Genomic DNA, 18,131 nt, shown 5'->3' with positions numbered 1-18,131 from the left:
CGTGTCCAGATTTTCGATGAAACCGTTTCAGGCCGTGCGGGCGAGAGCGACCGCCTCCGCCGTGAGCCGGGAAATCTCGTCAAAGCGCCCTTCCCGGATGAGCTTCGCGTCCACCATCCAGGAGCCGCCGCAGGCAAGCACGGCGGGCAGAGCGAGGTAATTCGCAAGGTTCGCGGCACCGATGCCGCCCGTCGGCACGAAGCGCATGGCCGGATAAGGCCCCGTCAGCGCCTTGAGGAAGGGCACGCCGCCGCTCGGCTCGGCCGGAAAGAATTTAACGGCCTCCAGCCCGAAGGACATGGCCTGCTCGACGCCGGTCGGGTTGTTGATGCCGGGCACGATCGGCAGGCCGAACGCCTGCGCCGCCGTGACGATCGCCGGATTGAAACCCGGTGTGACGATGAATTGCGCGCCGGCTTCCGCGGCCATGTCGAGCTGCTCGGCCGTCAAAACCGTGCCAGCACCGAGCAGCATGTCGGGAACCTCGGCGCGAATGCGGCGCAGCGATTCCGCCGCCGCTGCCGTGCGGAACGTCACCTCGGCGACGGGCAACCCGCCATCGACCAGGGCGCGCGCCAGGGGAACAGCGTCTTCGGCCCGCTCCAGGACGATGACGGGCAGGATGCGCGCCACCGCAATCCGCTTCACCACCTCCGCTCCGGTCAAACCCATGTTCCCCTCCATCGAATTTCCTACCGTGACTAACAAATAGAATGAAATTCGTTATTGTGCAACACCAAAAAAAATGATTTTTATTTTTTGCACTGGCGATCGAGAGAAATCCCGTGCGCGCGCCCTCACGCCGTCTTGCGAGGCGGCCTCCTCCGGAAATCAAAATTGGCATTGGAAAACAACATGATCAGAGCAGTCTTGTGGGACATGGACGGCACCCTCGTGGATAGCGAGGACATCGCGGTCGAGGCGCTGGGATACGCCATGCAGGAGGCCGGCCTGCCGCCGCCCGCGGACCTCAAGGCGCGGGTCGTCGGCCGCTCGGCCGACGAGATCTACGCGATCATCGCCCGGGACTTCGGCTTGCAGGCCGATCCGCTGGAATGGGAGCGCCGCAAGCACCACCACTATTTTCGCGCAGCGGAAAGACTGAGAGGCTACGACGCCGCCGTGGCGACCTGGCACCACCTCGCGGCGGCCGGCATCCACCAGGCCGTCGTCTCCAACAGCGACCGCGCCATCGTCGACGTGAACCTGAGGTCCGCCGGCCTGGTCTGCCCCGGGCTTGTCACCGTTTCTCGCAACGATGTCCTTCTCGGCAAGCCCCACCCGGAAGGGTATTTCCGGGCCGCCTATTTGCTCGGCGTCGAACCGCACGAATGCCTGATCGTCGAGGACAGCGGCAGCGGCGCGGCGGCAGCGCTTGCCGCCGGCATCGAGACGGTCTTCGTGCCGCACAGCCACAGCGCGCCGCCGGAGGGTGTGCGCTGGCTCTCCTCGATGGCCGAACTCGAAGAGCGGGTGCTGGGCGCGCGATGACCGGGACAGCCGACGGGTCGTGCCAAGACACATTGACGATCCTCCCCGAGATCAATAGATATATCATATATTATCATGAAATCCCGGGAGGAAGCGATGGCGGATTATATTGTTGTGGGCGGCGGTTCGGCGGGCAGCGCGCTGGCCGGCCGGCTGGCGCTCGGCGATGCGGGAAAGGTGCTGGTGATCGAAGCCGGCCCGCGCGACAGCAATCCGTTGATCCACATTCCGGCGGGTTTCGTGAAGCTGCTCGATTCGGACCTTCTCTATCACTACAAGACGGAGGCGCAGCCGGCGCTAAACGGCCGCGCGCCCGTGATGCCGCAAGGCGCGGTGCTCGGCGGCGGCGGTTCGGTCAATGCCGCCATCTACATTCGCGGCCAGCGCCGCGACTATGACGACTGGGCGCGCCTCGGCGCCGATGGCTGGGCCTACAGCGACGTGCTCCCCTATTTCCGCCGGGCGGAAGACAATGACAGGCTTTCGGACGCCTATCACGGCGTCGGCGGCCCGCTCGGCGTCTCCGACCTCCGCCAGGTGACCGACCTGACGCGCGCCTTCGTGCGCGCCGCCCAGGAGGCCGGCATTCCCTACACGCCGGATTTCAACGGCACGCGCCAGCGCGGCGTCGGCTTCAACCAGACCACCACCCGCAACGGGAGGCGGTGCAGCGCCGCCGTCGGCTACATGCGCCCGGCTATGAAAACCGGAAACCTCGAAATCCGCACCGGCTGCCTCGTCACACGCATCCTCTTCGAGGGCGACCGCGCCAGCGGCGTCGAATATGTCCGCAACGGCAAGGTCGAGACGGCCCTGGCCGACAAGGAGGTCATCCTCTCCGGCGGCGCGGTGCAGACGCCGAAGCTGCTGATGCTCTCAGGCATCGGGCCCGAAGCGGAACTGAACCGCCACGGCATCGCTATCAAACATCGGCTGGAAGGCGTCGGCCAGAACCTTCAGGATCATCTCGAATTCCCCGCCATCCGCTTCTGCACAGGCCGCTACGGCTATTACGGTGAGGACAGTCTTTTGCGTTCCGTGAAAAACGGGCTGCAATACCTGCTCTTCAAGTCGGGGCCGGTCATGTCGAATGTCACGGAGGCCTGTGCCTTCATGAATGTCGACGACATGGAGGCGGAGCCGAACATCCAGATGCATTTCGTGCCCATCGTCTTCATGGACAGCGACCAGGAGCAGGTGAAACGCGCCGGCGCCACCGTGAACCCCTGCGTGCTCAGGCCTGAAAGCCGCGGCGAGATCCGGCTGAAATCCACCGACCCGGCAGCCCATCCGATCGTCGACCCGCGTTACCTGACGGCGCCGGAGGACATGCGGCTTTCCGTGAAGGCGCTGAAGCTCGCCCGCAGCATTCTCGCGCAGCCCTCCTTCGCCGATTTTGTGGAAGACGGCGAGGCCTATCCCGGCAAGGCGGTGGACGACGATGCGGCGCTCGGCGCCTATATCCGCTCCAAGGGCAAGACGGTCTATCATCCGGTCGGCACCTGCCGGATGGGGCGCGACGCGATGTCGGTCGTCGATCCGGAGCTCCGCGTGCACGGCCTGCGCAATCTGCGCGTTGTGGACAACTCCGTCATGCCGACACTGATTTCGGGCAATACCAACGCAACCGCGATAATGATCGGAGAGAAAGCTTCGGATATCATCCGCGGCCTGGCGCCGCTTGCGCCATCGAACGCTTGATGCGTAAGTGCCAGGATAGGAAACGCCACGGGTCCCCGCATGAGCCAGCTGCCGAAAATCAACAAGGGAAATCTCTCCGAGCAGGTCTACGGCACCATTCGCGCATCCCTGATGGACGGCCGCTACGAGCCCGGTGAACGGCTGACCATCGCCAGCCTCGCCGACCAGCTCGGCGTTTCCATCACGCCGGTGCGCGAGGCGATCTTCCGCCTCGTTACGGAGCGGGCACTGGAGATGCGGGCTGCAACCTCCATCCAGGTCCGCAGCCTCACGGCCTCGGAACTGCGCGAGATCCAGCTCATCCGCCACCATCTGGAGGGCGAAGCGGCGGCCCAGGCGGCCGTCAAGATCTCGGCAAAGGATCTGGCCGTGCTTGAAGCGCTACACGCCGATTTCGCCAAGACCGCCGCCACCGATCCGCTCGAAGCCTCGCATATCAACCGCGAGTTTCACTTCAAGCTGGCGGAAGCGGCGGAAATGCCGATGCTCTATTCGACCATCGAAGGCATGTGGGCGCAGATGGGGCCGCTCATCCATCTCTACCACCTGCACACCCCTCCCCGCGTGCTCGTCAGCGGCAAACACGGTCATTACGACGTGCTGCGCGCACTGGCCGCCCGCGACCCGGAAGGCGCACGCCGCGCCATCCAGGCCGATATCGGTGTCGGCGTCGTGATGGTCGACTGGCTGGAAGCAAAAGGGGCGGCCGAAGCCGCCCCGTGAATGTCAAAGCTCGATCCACGTCGTCTTGAGTTCCGTGTATTTGTCGAGCGCGTGCAATGACTTGTCGCGTCCGTTGCCGGATTGCTTGAAGCCGCCGAAGGGAACGGTCGCGTCGCCGTGGTCGTAGCAATTCACCCAGACCGTGCCGGCCCTGAGCTTGCGGGCGATCTTGTGGGCGCGTGACAGGTCACGCGTCCAGACGGCCGCCGCAAGACCGTAGGACGTGTCGTTGGCGACGCGCACTGCCTCCTCGTCGTCCTCGACCGTGATCGTCGACAGCACGGGACCGAAGATTTCCTCCTGCGCGATGGTCATGTCATTGCGCACATCGGCAAAAATCGTCGGGTTGATATAGTAGCCATCCGGCGTATCGCCCGGCCGGTCGCCGCCGAGCACCAGCCGCGCGCCCTCCGCCTTGCCTTTGGCGATGTAACTCTCAACACGGTCGCGGTGGCCGCTTTCCACCAGCGCGCCGAGCTTCGTCGCAGGATCGAGCGGATCGCCCGGCCGGATCGACTTCGCCGTTTCCACGACGATATCGAGGAACTGCTCTTGGATGCGCCTGGAGAGGATGAGGCGCGACGGCGCCACGCAGACCTCGCCCTGGTTGAAGCAGATCGCCGTTGCCGCCCGTTCCGCCGCGACGCGCAGCTCTGGCACGTCATCCAGAATGATGTTCGGCGACTTGCCGCCGCATTCGAGGAAAACGCGCTTCATGTTCGACTGGCCGGCATATTGCAGGAACAGCTTTCCGACTTCGCCCGAGCCAGTGAAGGCTAGGCAATCGACATCCATGTGCAGGCCGAGCGCCTTGCCGGCCGTCGGGCCGAAACCCGGCACGACGTTAAAGACACCATCGGGAATGCCCGCCTCCGCCGCAAGCTCGGCCAGCCGGATCGCGGTTAGTGGCGACTGTTCAGCCGGCTTCAGCACGACGGAATTGCCCATGGCGAGCGCCGGCGCGAATTTCCATGTCGCCATCAGCATCGGGAAATTCCACGGCACGACCGCGCCGACGACGCCGATCGGCTCGCGCGTGATCATGGCAAGCTGGCCGGGACCGGTGGGCGCGATCTCGTCATAGAGCTTGTCGGGGCACTCGGCATACCATTGCAGCGTGTCGAGCACGACGTTCACGTCGATGTTGCGGCTTTCCGACACCGGCTTTCCCATGTCGAGCGTTTCGAGCACGGCAAGCTCGTCCATGTGTTTTTCGAACAGCGCGGCAAAACGCTGGAGCACCTTCTTGCGTTCCTTCGGCGACCGGTCGCGCCAGTCCCCCGCCTCGAACGTCCGGCGCGCCGCCTTCACCGCGCGGTCGACATCTTCCGCATCGCCCGCGGCAACGCGCGCGATCGCCTTGCCGTCGCGCGGCGAGATGTCGTCGAACGTCTCGCCGGAGGCCGCATCGACGAAGCGGCCGTCGATGAAGGCCTGTCCCTTGATGGCGATCCGGCTGCGGATCGCGGCCACATCCGCCTGTGTCAGTGCAAGATTCACGTCATCTCCTCCATTTTTGTCAGTGACATATATCATATATCATGTTATCTCGCCCCATCGCAAGGAGTTGTTGCCGGGATCGGCACAGGAAGGGAGGAGCGTGTGACGCAGCCAGTGAGAAACGATTACCGACCCACGGAGGCCGAGGTCGCGCGGCTCAGGGACCGCGCCCAGTTCGTGCGCCTGGAGACCATCCGGCTCATCGAGATCGCCAAGGTGGGCCACTACACCTCGGTGTTTTCCGCAGCCGAAATCTTCGCCGCGCTCTACTATGACGTGATGTCGCTCTCGGCGGACCCGAAATGGCCCGACCGCGACCGCTTCCTCATGGGCAAGGGCCACGCGGCCGTCGGCCTGTTCCCTATCCTCGCCGAACTCGGCTACATCCCGACCGAGGTGCTGAACGGCTACACCCGCCTCGGCAACCCGCTCGGCGACCATCCCGACATGCGCAAAGTGCCCGGCGTCGACTTCTCGTCCGGCTCGATCGGCCATGCACTGTCGAACGGCCTCGGCATGGCGGTGGGCGGCCGCATGCAGGGCCGCGACTTCACCACCTTCGTCATGCTCGGCGACGGCGAAATGCAGGAAGGCCAGGTCTGGGAGGCCGCCATCGGCGCCGCCCACCACAAGCTCAACCGCCTCGTCGCGATCATCGACCGCAACGGCTACCAGCTCGACGGCGCGGTGGACGACGTGATGGGCATCGAGCCCATCGACGAGAAATGGCGGGCTTTCGGCTGGGAGGTGCATGTCGTCGACGGCCATGACATCGCCGAACTCACCGCGCTGCTGCGCCGGGTCAAGGCCGATGCGTCGCGCGAAAAACCCTGCTGCATCATCGCGCGCACGCTGAAGGGCAAGGGCGTCTCCTACATGGAAACCGAGCCCGGCTGGCATCTCGGCTATCTCGACCCCGTCGACGCGGACGCCGCGCGCCAAGAAATTCTGTCCAAGGTGATCTGAGATGACCCAAGCCAATCTGCGACCGACCTCGCCGAATTCCTGGCACTACCGGGAACTGAACATGAAGAACCCCGGCCTCGACCACCTGTCGAACGGCCTGATCTCGTTGACCGAGGCCGGCCACCCGATCGTCGCGGGCTCCGCCGACCTGCAATATTCCAACGGCCTCAACCGCTTCGCCGCGCGTTACCCGGACCGCTATGTCAGCTTCGGCATTTCCGAGCAGAACATGGTGTCGGCCGCCGCCGGCCTCGCCACCACGGGCATGATGCCCTACGTCGCGACCTTCGCCTCGTTCCTCGGTCTTTTGACCTGCGAACAGATCCGCATGGACGTCGCCTATTGCGCGCTGCCCGTGCGCCTCATCGGCCACCACACCGGCATCGCCATGGGTTTCTACGGCACCTCGCACCATGCGACGGAAGACATTGGCACCATGCGTTCGATCGCCGACCTGACGATCGTCTCGCCGGCAGACGGCCCACAGCTTGAAGCGGCGATCCTTGCCTCGGTCGAGCACGACCGGCCGATTTACTTCCGCACAGGCCGTGGGCGCGAGCCGGAGCTCTATAACAGCAAGGCCGATTTCGTCTTCGGCAAAGCTGTCGAGCATGCGCAGGGCGAGGAAGTGACAATCATTGCCTGCGGCCTGCCGGTCCATCCATCGGTGCAGGTCGCGAAGAAACTCGCCGCCGAAGGCCGGAGCGTCGGCGTCATCGACATGGCGACGGTCAAGCCGATCGACCGCGACGCGATCCTCGCCGCCGCCGCGCGTTCCAAGGTCATCCTGACCATCGAGGAGCACAACATCCTCGGCGGCCTCGGCTCCGCCGTGGCCGAAGTGCTGGCGGAGGAAGGCGGTCCGGCAAGGCTGGTTCGCCACGGCATCCGCGACGAATACGCGCTGATCGCCCCGCCGACGCATCTCTACGCCCATTACCGGCTCGACCAGGCCGGCATCGAATCCGTCGTCCGCGACATCATCGGCTGACGGCCCGCGCCGGGAGGGCGCGTTATTCCGCTCCGGGTTTCCGGGGCGGACGATCCAACTTCAACTGAGGGAGAGAGACCATGACGTTCCTGAAATCGGCATCGCTGATGCTGTGCACGGCCGCACTGGCCATCATGACCAGCACCGCCAATGCCGCCGAAAAACACGAAATCTACAAGCTGCTGCCGAATTCCGCCCTTTCCGGCGTCATCGATCCGGAAATGGCCGACCGTTCGGATGTCGCCAAGGCGCTGCCGACGACGCCGCGCGATGCGAGCAAGAAGCTGGTGATCGGCTGGACCGAAATCACGCTCGGCAATCCGTGGTTCGTCAGCGTCATCGACACCGCGAAGGCCAAGGCTGCCGAATACGGCTATGAGCTCGACGTGCAGGTCGCCGATGGCGACCCGGCGAAGACGTCGGCGCAGATCGACGCCTTCATCGCCAAGAAGGTCGACGTCATCGTGCTCGACCCGACCGACCTCGCAGCGGCCGCGGCCGATGCACAACGCGCCGTCGATGCCGGCATTCCGGTGATCGCGCTCGGCACGGTGCCGGATGACAGCCCGATCGTCACCACCGTGCTCTTCAACCCCTACGGCAACGGTTTCGAGGCGGGGCGCTTCGTTGCGCAGCACTATGGCGCCGACAAGCCGATCACGGCGGCCGCGATCCTCGGCACCGTCGGCAACTCCACCTCGGAAAGCCGCGTCAACGGCATGATCACCGGCATCATCTACGAGCGCTCGCAGCAGCTCGGCCTCAACCTTTCCAAGGAAGACGCCATGCTCGCCGGCTTCAACAAGTTCCAGGAATTGAAGACCGGCGGCGCCTTCGACTATCCGGAGGTCAAATTCAGCGTCGTCTCGATGGGCGTCGGCTTCTGGACGGAGGAAGGCGGGCTCGATGCGGCGGAAGACATCCTGACGGCGCATTCCTCCAAGCTCGACATCATTCTCGCCGAAAACGACTTCATGGGCATGGGCGCGCTGCGCGCGCTGGAAAACCAGGACCTCAAGGGCAAGATCCAGGTGGCGAACGCCGCGGACGGCTTCCGCACCGCGCTCGATCTCGTCAAGTCGGGCGACATGCTGGTGACCGGCCTTTGCTCCGGCTCGCACACCGGCGAAGGCGTTATCACCCTGATCAACCAAATCTTCGACAAGGGGTTCGACGCCAACAACCTGCCGCTCGGCTCCTACTACCCCTCGCAGATCGTGACCAAGGAGAACGCCGACCAGTTCATCGACCCGGACACGGCAAACCCGTTCTTCCGCTACACGGTCCCAGCCTTCAAGACGATCGGCGAACTCAAGAGCTGATCGGCACGGGGATGATGCGGCGGACCTTGCGGGGGTCCGCCGCGATGAAAGGGAGGCAGGACATGGATCGCCTGGACATGCGGCAGATCTCGAAGGAATTCGGCGGCATCGCCGCTTTGAGCGGCGCCGGATTTTCGGCACGCGCGGGCGAAGTGCATGCCCTGATGGGCGAAAACGGCGCCGGCAAATCGACCCTGATGAAAATCCTGGCCGGCGCTTATACCCACGACGGCGGCGAGATCCGCATCGGCGGCGAACCTGTCAGCATAACGAACCCGCAGGACGCGATCCGCAACGGCGTCTCGATCATCTACCAGGAGTTTTCGCTCGCAAGCGACCTGACGGTTGCCGAAAACATCCTGATCGAAACGCTGGGACACGGCCTGTTCGTCAACCGGCGGGCCATGCATGCCCGCGCCGCGGAACTGCTCGCCCGCATGGGTTTCGACGACATCGATCCCGGCGAGATCGCCGGCGGGCTCACCATCGCGCGCCAGCAGGTAGTGGAAATCTGCAAGGCGCTGTCGCGTGACTGCTCGATCCTCGTGCTCGACGAGCCGACGGCCGTGCTCACCACGCACGAGACGGAAAAGCTCTTCGACCTCGTGCGGCGGCTGCGCGACCAGGGCGTCTGCATCGTCTACATCTCGCACCGGCTGGACGAGATCTTCAGCCTCTGCGACCGGGTGACCGTGCTCAAGGACGGCGCGACCGTCGGGACCTGGGAAACCGGCACGCTCGACCACACGTCGCTGGTCAACCTGATGATCGGCCGTGAACTGAAGGACTTCTTCCCCGAACGGCAGATCACCCCCGGCCCGGTGGCGCTGGAGGTGAACGCGCTCGCGGCCGGCGGGCTGGTCTCCGACGTCAGCTTCACGGTGCGCCGCGGCGAAGTGCTGGGCATCGGCGGCCTTGTTGGCGCGGGGCGAACCGAGGTGCTGCGCGCGATTTTCGGCGCGGACCCGGTCTCGGCCGGCGAAATCCGCATCGATGGTCGTGCCCGCACCATCCGCTCGCCCGGTGACGCCGTCCGGGCGGGCATCGGCCTCGTGCCGGAGGATCGCAAGCAGCAGGGCTGCCTGCTCGACCTGCCGATCCTCAACAATGCCATGCTGACGCCGGTCAACCCGCATCTCGGCTTTTGGGGCCTCATCCGCGAAGCGCGCGAGCGCGGCGCCACCGAGGCTCTGCGCAGCCGGCTGAACCTGAAGGCCGCGAGCATAAACGCCGAGGCCGGAACGCTGTCCGGCGGCAACCAGCAGAAGGTCGCGATCATGAAGTGGCTCGTCTCGGGCTGCGAGATCCTGCTGCTCGACGAACCGACGCGCGGTGTCGATGTCGGCGCGAAGGTCGAAATCTACCGCGTCATCAACGAGCTGGCGGCCAATGGCGCCGCCATCGTCATGGTCTCCTCGGAAATGCTGGAGCTGATCGGCATGTGCGATCGCGTGATCGTCATGCGCGCCGGCCGCCTCGCCGGCGAACTTTCCGGCGAACAGCTCACCGAGGAAGGCATCATCGAACTGGCAATGGGGCGCAAGCATGTCCAATAATCCGAAGGCTCCTGGCCTCGTTTCCCTCCTCGTCACCTACAATATCTACATCATGCTGGCCGCACTGGTGGTGATATCCACGCTGCTGTCGGAACACTTCCTGACGCTGCAGAACCTCTTCAACCTGCTGCGGCAACTGGCACCCCTCGCCCTCGTCTCGATCGGCATGCTGCTCGTCATCCTCACCGGCGGCATCGACCTTTCGGTGGGTTCCATCGCGGCGATCGGCGGCATGGGCGTGGCGATGGCAATGCCGGCGATGCCCTTCGACGGCCCGACGGCCCTGCTGGTATGTGTCTTCGGTGGCATTCTTTTCGGCGCGCTGCTCGGCGCCATCAACGGCGCGCTCGTGGCGGGCTTCGGCATGGCGTCCTTCGTCGCGACGCTCGCCATGATGACCATGGCACGCGGCCTCGCCTATATGCTGTCGAACGGCCAGCCGGTGCGCTTTCCGCGCGACCTGCCGACCGCGCAGATCCTGACCGGCTTCGGCAGCAAGGGAGTTCCCGGCATCGGCCTGCCCTGGCCGGTGCTCGCCGTGCTCATCGTCATCGCGCTCTTCGTCTTCCTGCTGCGCCGCACGAACTGGGGACGGCTGACCGTCGCCACCGGCAGCAACGAGAATGCCGTCCGCCTCGCCGGCCTGCCCGTCTGGCGCTACAAGTTCCTCGCCTTCACGCTGAGCGGCGCGCTCTCTGCTTTGGCCGGCATCTTCGTCACCGCCCGCACCGCCGTGGGCACGCCGGTCACCGGCATCGGCCTGGAGCTCGACGCGATTGCGGCCTGCGTCATCGGCGGCGCGTTGCTGTCCGGCGGACGTGGCACCGTGACGAACACGATGATCGGCGTGCTGATCCTCGGCCTGATCGGCAACATCATGAACCTGATGAGCGTGCCGGCCTATCCGCAGCAGATCATCAAGGGCGTCATCATCATCCTCGCCGTGCTGATGCAGGGCATCGGCGCCCGGGCGAAACGCCGCGTGTGAACCTCCCGCACGCGAAACTGGCCCGCATCACGAAGCGCGATGCGAGCCTTCTTTCATTTCAGGAAATCGACGAGCAGGCGCACCTGCTGCTCGATCATGTGGATGCCCTTGTGAATGACACAGCCCCGCGCCTCTGCCGCGGCAAGAAGCGGCGTCACGTCCGGCTGCATCACCACCTCGCCGACGACCGTGCCGGCGTCGAGCCGGTCCACGTCGACGGGCAGCGCATCGCCCGCATGCATGCCAAGCGCGGTGCCGTTGATGACGATGTCGAAGCCGCGGGGATCGGGCGGGCCGGTCTCGACGCGGGCGTTTTCAAAGAGGCCGCGCAGCTGGCCCGCCAGGGTTTCAACCTTTTCAGGCGACCGGTTGGCGATCGTCAGGCCGGCCACGCCGGCGCCGAGCAGCGCATGCGCCACACCGCTCGCCGCACCGCCGGCGCCGACGAGCAGCACGCGCTTGCCGGCGGGATCGTGCCCACGGTGGAGAAGGCCGGCAACAAAACCCTCGCCGTCGAACATGCCGCCGGTGAGGCTGCCGTCCTTCTCCCGGCGAACGATGTTGCAGGCGCCGATGAGGGCTGCCGCACCGACGAGACGGTCGCACAGCGCCGCAATCGGCCCCTTGTGCGGAATGGTGATCACCATGCCGGCGAGGTTTTCGATTGCCCGCAGGCTGTCGATGGTTGCGTGCAGCCGCTCAGTCAGAACGTCGAGCGGCACCATGACGATGTCCTCCCCCTGCCGTTCACATTCGGCATTGAACAGCGGCGGCGTGCGCACATGGCGGCAGGGATGGGCGAGCAGGGGGACGAAGCGGGTATGCCCGGTAATCATGGGAGAATCCTCGAAAACGACAAGAAGGCGCTTGCGCGCTCGGCTACATAATATATGATATATGAAATATCCATAGAGACGCCTGCATGAATTCCCCTTTGACCATTTTTGACGCCGATCTCAAGGTTTTCGGAGCGCCCGGACGCTATGTCCAGGGACGCGGCATCCTGCCCCGCATCGGCGACTTCGCCGCCCAGATCGGCCAAAGCGCGGTGCTTGTGGCGGATGTACACATCCTGCCCCTCGTCGAACAGACGATCCGCCGCTCCTGCAAGCAGCGGGGCGTTTCCCTGACGGTGCTTCCCTTCGAGGGCCGGCTTGGCCCTGAGACTGGCCACGATCTCGAAGCCAGGCTCGGCGATGCGACACCCGCGATCGTGCTGGCAGCGGGCGGCGGGCGGGCGATCGATGCGGGCAAGGCGCTTGCCGATACGCGGGGCCTGCGGCTGATCACCATTCCCACCGTGACCTCGAACGATGCACCGACGAGCAAGAACTATGTGCTCTATGATGAGGACGACATGCTGCTGGAGGTCCGGCACCTTCCCCGCAACCCGGACTTCGTGGTCGTCGACACGGTGCTGCTGGCCGGCGCGCCAAAAGCGATGTTCGCGGCTGGGCTGGGCGACGCCCTCTCCAAGAGGGCCGAAGCGCTCGCCTGCGCCGCCGGCAGCGGCCTCACCATGTTCCGCGCAAGGCCGACGCGGCTCGCCGGTACGATCGCGACGGCCTGCTACGATACGCTGATGACGCATGGCCGGGCGGCCTACGACGCCGCCGGCACGGGCGAGCCGACCGAGGCTTTCGAGGCCGCGGTCGAAGCGATGATCCTGATGGCCGGGCTCGGCTTCGAAAGCGGCGGTCTGTCCGTGCCGCATGCCTTGACGCGCGGCCTGCCCCTGCTCCCGGGCGTCAAGGCCAGGCCGCACGGCTTGCAGGTCGCCTATGGTCTCGTCGTGCACCACCGGCTGATCGGCGAGGCCATGCCCGACGCCCTCCTGGAGCTCTACCGCCATGCAGGGCTGCCGCTCTGCCTTGCGGACCTGACCGCCGCGCAGGTCGATCGGTCGCAGCTCACTGCGGTAGCGGAAGCGTCGATCGCCGTGCCGCACATGCTCAATTTCCCGAAAACGCTGACCGTCGCCGATCTGGTTGACGCGATGCTCGCCATCGAGGCGGAGGCCGCTACACGCCCCGCCATCGCCAATCGAAGAGGAAGATGAAATGCCCCAGAATGACCGGGAAACGCCCCTCGCCGTCGTCACCGGAGGCGGCACCGGCATTGGCCGGGCCGTCGCGGAACTCCTGACCGCAAGCGGCTACGCGGTGGTCGCCCTGGGTCTCGACCGCGACGACGACCTGCCCGCCGGCATCGCCTTCCACACCGTCGATATTACCGACACGGCAGCAAGCATCGCCACCCTGCCGGACGGGCGGCCGGTCGCGGCACTGGTCAACTGTGCGGGCATGCTGCGCCACCAGCAGGAATGGGAAACCGAGGCGTTCGAACAGGTCATGCGCGTCAACCTGACCGCCGGCTTCGCGCTCGCCAATGCGCTCGTCGAAAGGCTCGAAGCCGGCGGCGGCGCCATCGTCAATGTCGCCTCGATGTGGGCGATCTTCGGTTCGCCTGGCGCGCCCGCCTATACGGCGAGCAAGGCCGCGGTCGCCGCCGTCACGCGCTCCCAGGCGGTGGCCTGGGCCGGCCGCGGCATTCGCGTCAATTCCATCGCGCCGGGCTGGGTCGAGACGAAGATTTCCGAAAAGGCCCGCACCGATGCCGCGCGCGCCGAGCGCATCAATGCCCGCATCCCCATGGGGCGCTGGGCCAAACCCGCCGAAGTCGCCTCCGTCGTGCGCTTCCTGCTTTCGCAGGATGCCGCCTATATCACCGGCGCGATGATCCCCGTCGACGGCGGTTATTCGGTCTGCTGAGGAGAAGTGCACATGAAAGCTTGGGTTCACGACACGACCGGTGATCCGGACGTCCTGCAACTGCGCGACCGGCCGAAGCCGGAGCCGGGTCCGGGCGAGTTGCTCGTCCGCAACCGCGCCGTCGGCCTCAACCCCGTCGACTGGAAGTTCATCCTCTGGGGACATGACGCCTGGGAATGGCCGCATATTCCCGGTGTCGATGGGGCCGGCGAGGTCGAAGCCGTGGGCGATGGCGTGCACCATATCGCCGCGGGAACGCGGGTCGCCTACCATAATGACCTCTTGAAGCCCGGCTCCTTCGCGGAATACACCGTCATCCCGGCACGCGCGGCCATTCCGCTGCCGGCCGCCCTGCCCTTTGCCGCGGCAGCAGCGATCCCCTGCCCCGGCCTTACCGCCCGGCAAGCCATCGACAAGGTCGCCTTATGGCCCGGCGCCCATGTGCTGGTGACCGGCGCTTCCGGTGCGGTGGGCGGTGCGCTCCTTCAGCTTGCCCGCGCGCGCGGCTGGATCGTGCACGCCGTCGGTTCCGCCTCGCAATCGGATCGCCTGCTTCGCCTCGGCGCTGCAACCGTTAACGACTATCGCCGGGACGGCTGGAAGGAGGAATGGGCGCAAAGGGCAAGGCATCAGCCACTGAACGCCGTGTTCGACATGGTCAGCGGCGCTCATGCTGCCAGCCTCGCGCCGCTGCTGACAGCAAACGGCCATCTGGTATGCATCCAGGACCGGCAGGAAACCGCGCCGCTGCCCGCCTTCTCGACGACCATCTCGCTGCACGAGGTCGGCCTCAACGCCATGCACCACCACGCCTGCGATCGCCAGTGGGCACGACTCGTCGCGGCCGGTGCCGAGATCGCGCAGCACATCTCGGAAGGGCTCTTCGATCCGCAGCTTATCGAGGTAACCGCCTTCGATGAGCTGCCCCAAGCACTGACGCGCCTGAAAACCGGCCCCAATCCCGGGAACCGCGTCGTCGTGCTTTAGCGCCCTTACGCCTCCTGCTCCTCGCGCCGCTCCTTTGGCCCCTTCGGGAACCATCCGGCGATGCGCGCGCCGAGCGGGTCGAGAAAGGTCAGGACGACGGGCACGAAGACGAGCGTCAGCAGCGTCGAGGAAATCAGGCCGCCGATGACGGCGTGCGCCATCGGCGCACGCTGTTCGCCGCCTTCGCCAAGGCCGATCGCCATCGGCAGCATGCCGAAGATCATCGCCAGCGTCGTCATGACGATGGGGCGAAGGCGCACGGCACCGGCATCGGCCAGGCTGTCCTGCAGGCTCTTGCCGGCCTGGCGTCCCTGGTTGGAATAGTCGACGAGCAGGATGGCGTTCTTGGTGACGAGGCCCATCAGCATGATGAAGCCGATGATCGAGAACATGTTGAGCGTCGAGCCGGTGACGAGCAGCCCGATAAGCACGCCGATCAGCGACAGCGGCAGCGTCATCATGATGGCGATCGGCTGGATGAACGAGCCGAATTGCGAGGCCAGGATGATGTAGATGAAGATCACCGCAAGTGCCAGCGACTGGAGCGCATAACCGAAGCTCTCTTCCAGGTTTTCCGCGTCGCCGCCGAAGCTGATGCGGTAACCGGCCGGGATCTGCATCTTGGCGATCGCGGCATTCAGGTCCGCCGTTACGTCGCCGAGCGCGCGGCCTTCGATATTGCTCTCGATGCGGATCTCGCGCGAAAGGTCTTTTCGCGTGATGGCGTCCGGCGCGGTGCTCTCGATGACATCGGCCACCTGGTCGAGCAGCACGGTGATCGGCTTGCCATCGTCGTCCGTGCGGCCGGTGGCAATCGTGAGATCGCGAAGCTGCACGGCATCGCGCCGGCCCGTTGCCGGCAGGCGCACCATCACGTCGTAGGATTCGCCGTCCGGTGCATTCCAGACGGATATGGCGTCGCCTGCGACGAGCGGGCGCAGCGTATCGCCGATGGTGGCAATCGAGACGTCGAGGTCGGCCGCGGCTTCCGACCGGATCCGCACGGCAAGCGTCGGGCGCTTGTTCTCGATCGAGGATTCGACTTCCGTGGCACCGGGAATTGCCGAAAGCGCCGTGGTGATCTCGGTGGAAATCCGGCGTAGTTCCTCCTCGCCGTCGCCGAGCACGGACAGTTGCAGCGGTTTTTCGGACGAGCCCGTGCCGGAGTTCTGGCCGATCGAGATTTCGAGGCCGGCAATCGAGGCCAGCCGCTTGCGGATCGGCTCTATGCTTTCGGCGGTCGTCACCGTGCGCTCGTCGCTCGGCTTGAGCTGTACCGCGACCGATGCCTCGTTGAAGCCGCGCGCGCCGCCGGCGTTCACGGTGGAGTAGATCGTCTCGACGTAGTCGAATTCGCGTAGCGCCCGCTCGACCTGGCTGACCTTCGCGGCCATGTAATCCAGCGAGGCGCCCTCGGTGGCCTTCAGCGCGATGGAGACCTCGCCCTGGTCGGCCGGCGGCAGAAATTCCGCGCCGATGCGCGGCACGAGCATCAGGCTTGCGACGAACATCGCAACCACGACGAAGACCGTGGTCTTGCGAAAGCGGAACGTCCAGTGGATCAGCCGGCGGTAGCGGTCCGCAAGACGCTCGAACCAGCGGTCGAAACGGGCGATCAGCCGCCCGAGCGGCCCCCGCTTTGCGTTCTGCTCCGACTGCGGATCGTACCAGACGCTCGACAGCATCGGATCGAGCGTGAAGGATATGAACAGCGAGATCAGCACGGCGACGGCGACCGTCACGCCGAATTGCAGGAAGAACCGGCCGATCAGGCCGCCCATGAAGGCGACCGGCAGGAACACCGCGACAATGGACAGCGTCGTGGCGAGAACGGCAAGGCCGATCTCGTTCGTGCCGTCGAGCGCGGCATCCACATGGTTCTTGCCCATGTGCAGGTGGCGGGTGATGTTTTCGCGCACCACGATCGCATCGTCGATCAGGATGCCGATCGACAGCGAGAGCGCCATCAGCGTCATGGTGTTGAGCGTGAAGCCGAGCGCATAGATGACGGCGAAGGTGCCGATCACCGAGATCGGCAACGTCAGCCCGGTGATGACCGTCGAGCGCCAGGAATTCAGGAACAGGAAGACAATGACGACGGTGAGCACGCCGCCCTCGATCAGCGTGCGCTGCACCTCCTGCACCTGGGCGGCGATCGGGCGGGAATTGTCGCGCGTCACCTTCAGCTCCACCCCTTCCGGGGCGAGTTCGATGTTGAGCGCGGCGATTTCCTTGCGCAGTTCGGACGCCACTTCCACGGTGTTGGCGCCCTGTACCTTGACGATATCGAGCCCGAGCGACGGCACACCCTGATAGGTCGCCCGGCTCGTCACCTCTGCGCCAACGTCGAGCACGGTCGCGACATCAGAGAGATAGACCGGATATCCGCCGCTCTGCGCCACGATGATGCCGTTGAAGCCGGCAACGTCGGGAATGCGGCCCTCGACGGTGACGATGCGCTGGTTGATGCCGGAGATCAGCGTGCCGGCGGCGCGGTCCTGGTTCTCCTTGCGGATGGCGTCCATGACCGATGTGACGGCGATGCCATAGGCTTCCAGCCGATCCGGATCGACCATCACCAGCACCTGCCGCTCGCTGCCGCCGACCAGCGAGATCTGGCCGACGCCGGCAATCACGCTCAGCCGGTTGGTGATGACGCGGTTGGCGAGCGTGGTGATTTCCGAAAGCGAGCGTTTCGACGAGGAGGCCGCAATCGACAGGATCGGGGCGTCATCCGGATTGAAGCGGGTGACCTGTGGCGTGTCCACGGCATCCGGAAAGCCTGCCTCCAGCCGCGCCACGCGGTCACGGACCTCCTGGGCGGCCACCTGCGAATCCACGTCGAGTTCGAACTGCACGACGACGACCGAGCGGCCCTCGTAGGATTCAGAGATGATCGTGTCGATGCCGCCGATGGTGTTCAGCGCGGATTCGATCGGCCGCGACACTTCGCTTTCGACCGTCGAAGGCGACGCGCCCGTATAGGTCGCCGTGACGACGACGATCGGCAGGTCGGTTTCGGGAAACTGGTCGACGCCGAGGCGCGAATAGGAAAACAGCCCGATCACCAGGATCGTCACCATCATCATCGTCGCGAAGACGGGGTATTTGACGCTGATACGCGTGAGGAACATG

At 65.4% G+C, this 18,131-nt stretch carries 15 protein-coding genes; 11 read left to right on the top strand and 4 right to left on the bottom strand.

Annotated elements, in window-relative coordinates; translation table 11 throughout:
• Positions 1-27: 27 nt before the first annotated feature.
• Positions 28-672, bottom strand: coding sequence for a bifunctional 4-hydroxy-2-oxoglutarate aldolase/2-dehydro-3-deoxy-phosphogluconate aldolase (locus AC1RWL_RS05375; protein WP_493092907.1), 645 nt, complete (start codon positions 670-672; stop codon positions 28-30).
• Positions 673-855: 183 nt separating this feature from the next.
• On the opposite strand from AC1RWL_RS05375, the gene AC1RWL_RS05370 reads away from it, so the two are divergent.
• From AC1RWL_RS05370 to AC1RWL_RS05360, 3 genes are all read left to right on the top strand, one after another.
• Positions 856-1,491, top strand: coding sequence for an HAD family hydrolase (locus AC1RWL_RS05370; protein ID WP_493092908.1), 636 nt, complete (start codon positions 856-858; stop codon positions 1,489-1,491).
• Positions 1,492-1,587: 96 nt separating this feature from the next.
• Entirely contained in the window at positions 1,588-3,192 is a 1,605-nt protein-coding gene (locus tag AC1RWL_RS05365; protein ID WP_493092909.1) for a GMC family oxidoreductase, read from the top strand.
• 39 nt (positions 3,193-3,231) lie between these two features.
• A complete protein-coding gene (locus tag AC1RWL_RS05360) occupies positions 3,232-3,915 on the top strand; it encodes a GntR family transcriptional regulator (protein WP_435264924.1) in 684 nt (227 codons plus the stop codon).
• A 3-nt stretch (positions 3,916-3,918) separates the two neighbouring features.
• On the opposite strand, the gene AC1RWL_RS05355 is transcribed toward AC1RWL_RS05360, so the two are convergent.
• On the bottom strand, positions 3,919-5,451 hold the full coding sequence (locus AC1RWL_RS05355) for an aldehyde dehydrogenase (RefSeq protein WP_493092910.1): 1,533 nt from the start codon (positions 5,449-5,451) through the stop codon (positions 3,919-3,921).
• A gap of 66 nt (positions 5,452-5,517) precedes the next feature.
• Here AC1RWL_RS05355 and AC1RWL_RS05350 point away from each other — a divergent pair, with 66 nt between their 5' ends.
• The 5 genes from AC1RWL_RS05350 (at position 5,518) to AC1RWL_RS05330 (ending at position 11,238) form a co-directional block, all read left to right on the top strand.
• Positions 5,518-6,381, top strand: a complete 864-nt coding sequence (locus tag AC1RWL_RS05350; RefSeq protein WP_493092911.1) for a transketolase — start codon at positions 5,518-5,520, stop codon at positions 6,379-6,381.
• Position 6,382: 1 nt separating this feature from the next.
• Positions 6,383-7,372 carry a transketolase family protein gene (locus AC1RWL_RS05345; RefSeq protein ID WP_493092912.1) on the top strand — a complete coding sequence of 330 codons (990 nt, stop codon included), beginning with the start codon at positions 6,383-6,385 and terminating at the stop codon, positions 7,370-7,372.
• 80 nt (positions 7,373-7,452) lie between these two features.
• A complete protein-coding gene (locus tag AC1RWL_RS05340) occupies positions 7,453-8,694 on the top strand; it encodes a sugar ABC transporter substrate-binding protein (RefSeq protein WP_492647350.1) in 1,242 nt (413 codons plus the stop codon).
• Between the two features lie 62 nt (positions 8,695-8,756).
• Complete coding sequence (locus AC1RWL_RS05335; protein ID WP_493092913.1) at positions 8,757-10,250, top strand: sugar ABC transporter ATP-binding protein; 1,494 nt, start codon at positions 8,757-8,759, stop codon at positions 10,248-10,250.
• Positions 10,240-11,238, top strand: a complete 999-nt coding sequence (locus tag AC1RWL_RS05330; protein ID WP_493092914.1) for an ABC transporter permease — start codon at positions 10,240-10,242, stop codon at positions 11,236-11,238. The genes AC1RWL_RS05335 and AC1RWL_RS05330 overlap by 11 nt, the downstream gene beginning before the upstream one ends.
• A 53-nt stretch (positions 11,239-11,291) precedes the next feature.
• Here AC1RWL_RS05330 and AC1RWL_RS05325 read toward each other — a convergent pair whose 3' ends face one another.
• Positions 11,292-12,074 (bottom strand): shikimate dehydrogenase family protein, encoded by a 783-nt coding sequence (locus AC1RWL_RS05325; protein ID WP_493092915.1) that lies wholly within the window; start codon positions 12,072-12,074, stop codon positions 11,292-11,294.
• 98 nt (positions 12,075-12,172) lie between these two features.
• Between AC1RWL_RS05325 and AC1RWL_RS05320 the strand changes: the two genes are divergently transcribed.
• The 3 genes from AC1RWL_RS05320 to AC1RWL_RS05310 are packed head-to-tail and all read left to right on the top strand — an operon-like array spanning position 12,173 to position 14,996.
• On the top strand, positions 12,173-13,297 hold the full coding sequence (locus tag AC1RWL_RS05320; RefSeq protein ID WP_493092916.1) for a glycerol dehydrogenase: 1,125 nt from the start codon (positions 12,173-12,175) through the stop codon (positions 13,295-13,297).
• Position 13,298: 1 nt separating this feature from the next.
• Entirely contained in the window at positions 13,299-14,009 is a 711-nt protein-coding gene (locus AC1RWL_RS05315) for an SDR family NAD(P)-dependent oxidoreductase (RefSeq protein ID WP_493092917.1), read from the top strand.
• Positions 14,010-14,021: 12 nt separating this feature from the next.
• Positions 14,022-14,996: an alcohol dehydrogenase catalytic domain-containing protein gene (locus AC1RWL_RS05310; protein ID WP_493092918.1), complete on the top strand. Its 975-nt coding sequence runs from the start codon at positions 14,022-14,024 to the stop codon at positions 14,994-14,996.
• A 5-nt stretch (positions 14,997-15,001) separates the two neighbouring features.
• Here AC1RWL_RS05310 and AC1RWL_RS05305 read toward each other — a convergent pair whose 3' ends face one another.
• Complete coding sequence (locus AC1RWL_RS05305; RefSeq protein ID WP_493092919.1) at positions 15,002-18,130, bottom strand: efflux RND transporter permease subunit; 3,129 nt, start codon at positions 18,128-18,130, stop codon at positions 15,002-15,004.
• Position 18,131: the final 1 nt, after the last annotated feature.

The organism is Shinella sp. GW821-FHT10F02 (genome assembly GCF_058809275.1).
The sequence above is the reverse complement of the archived record's forward strand: the minus strand, read 5'-3'. Positions and strand labels throughout refer to the sequence as shown.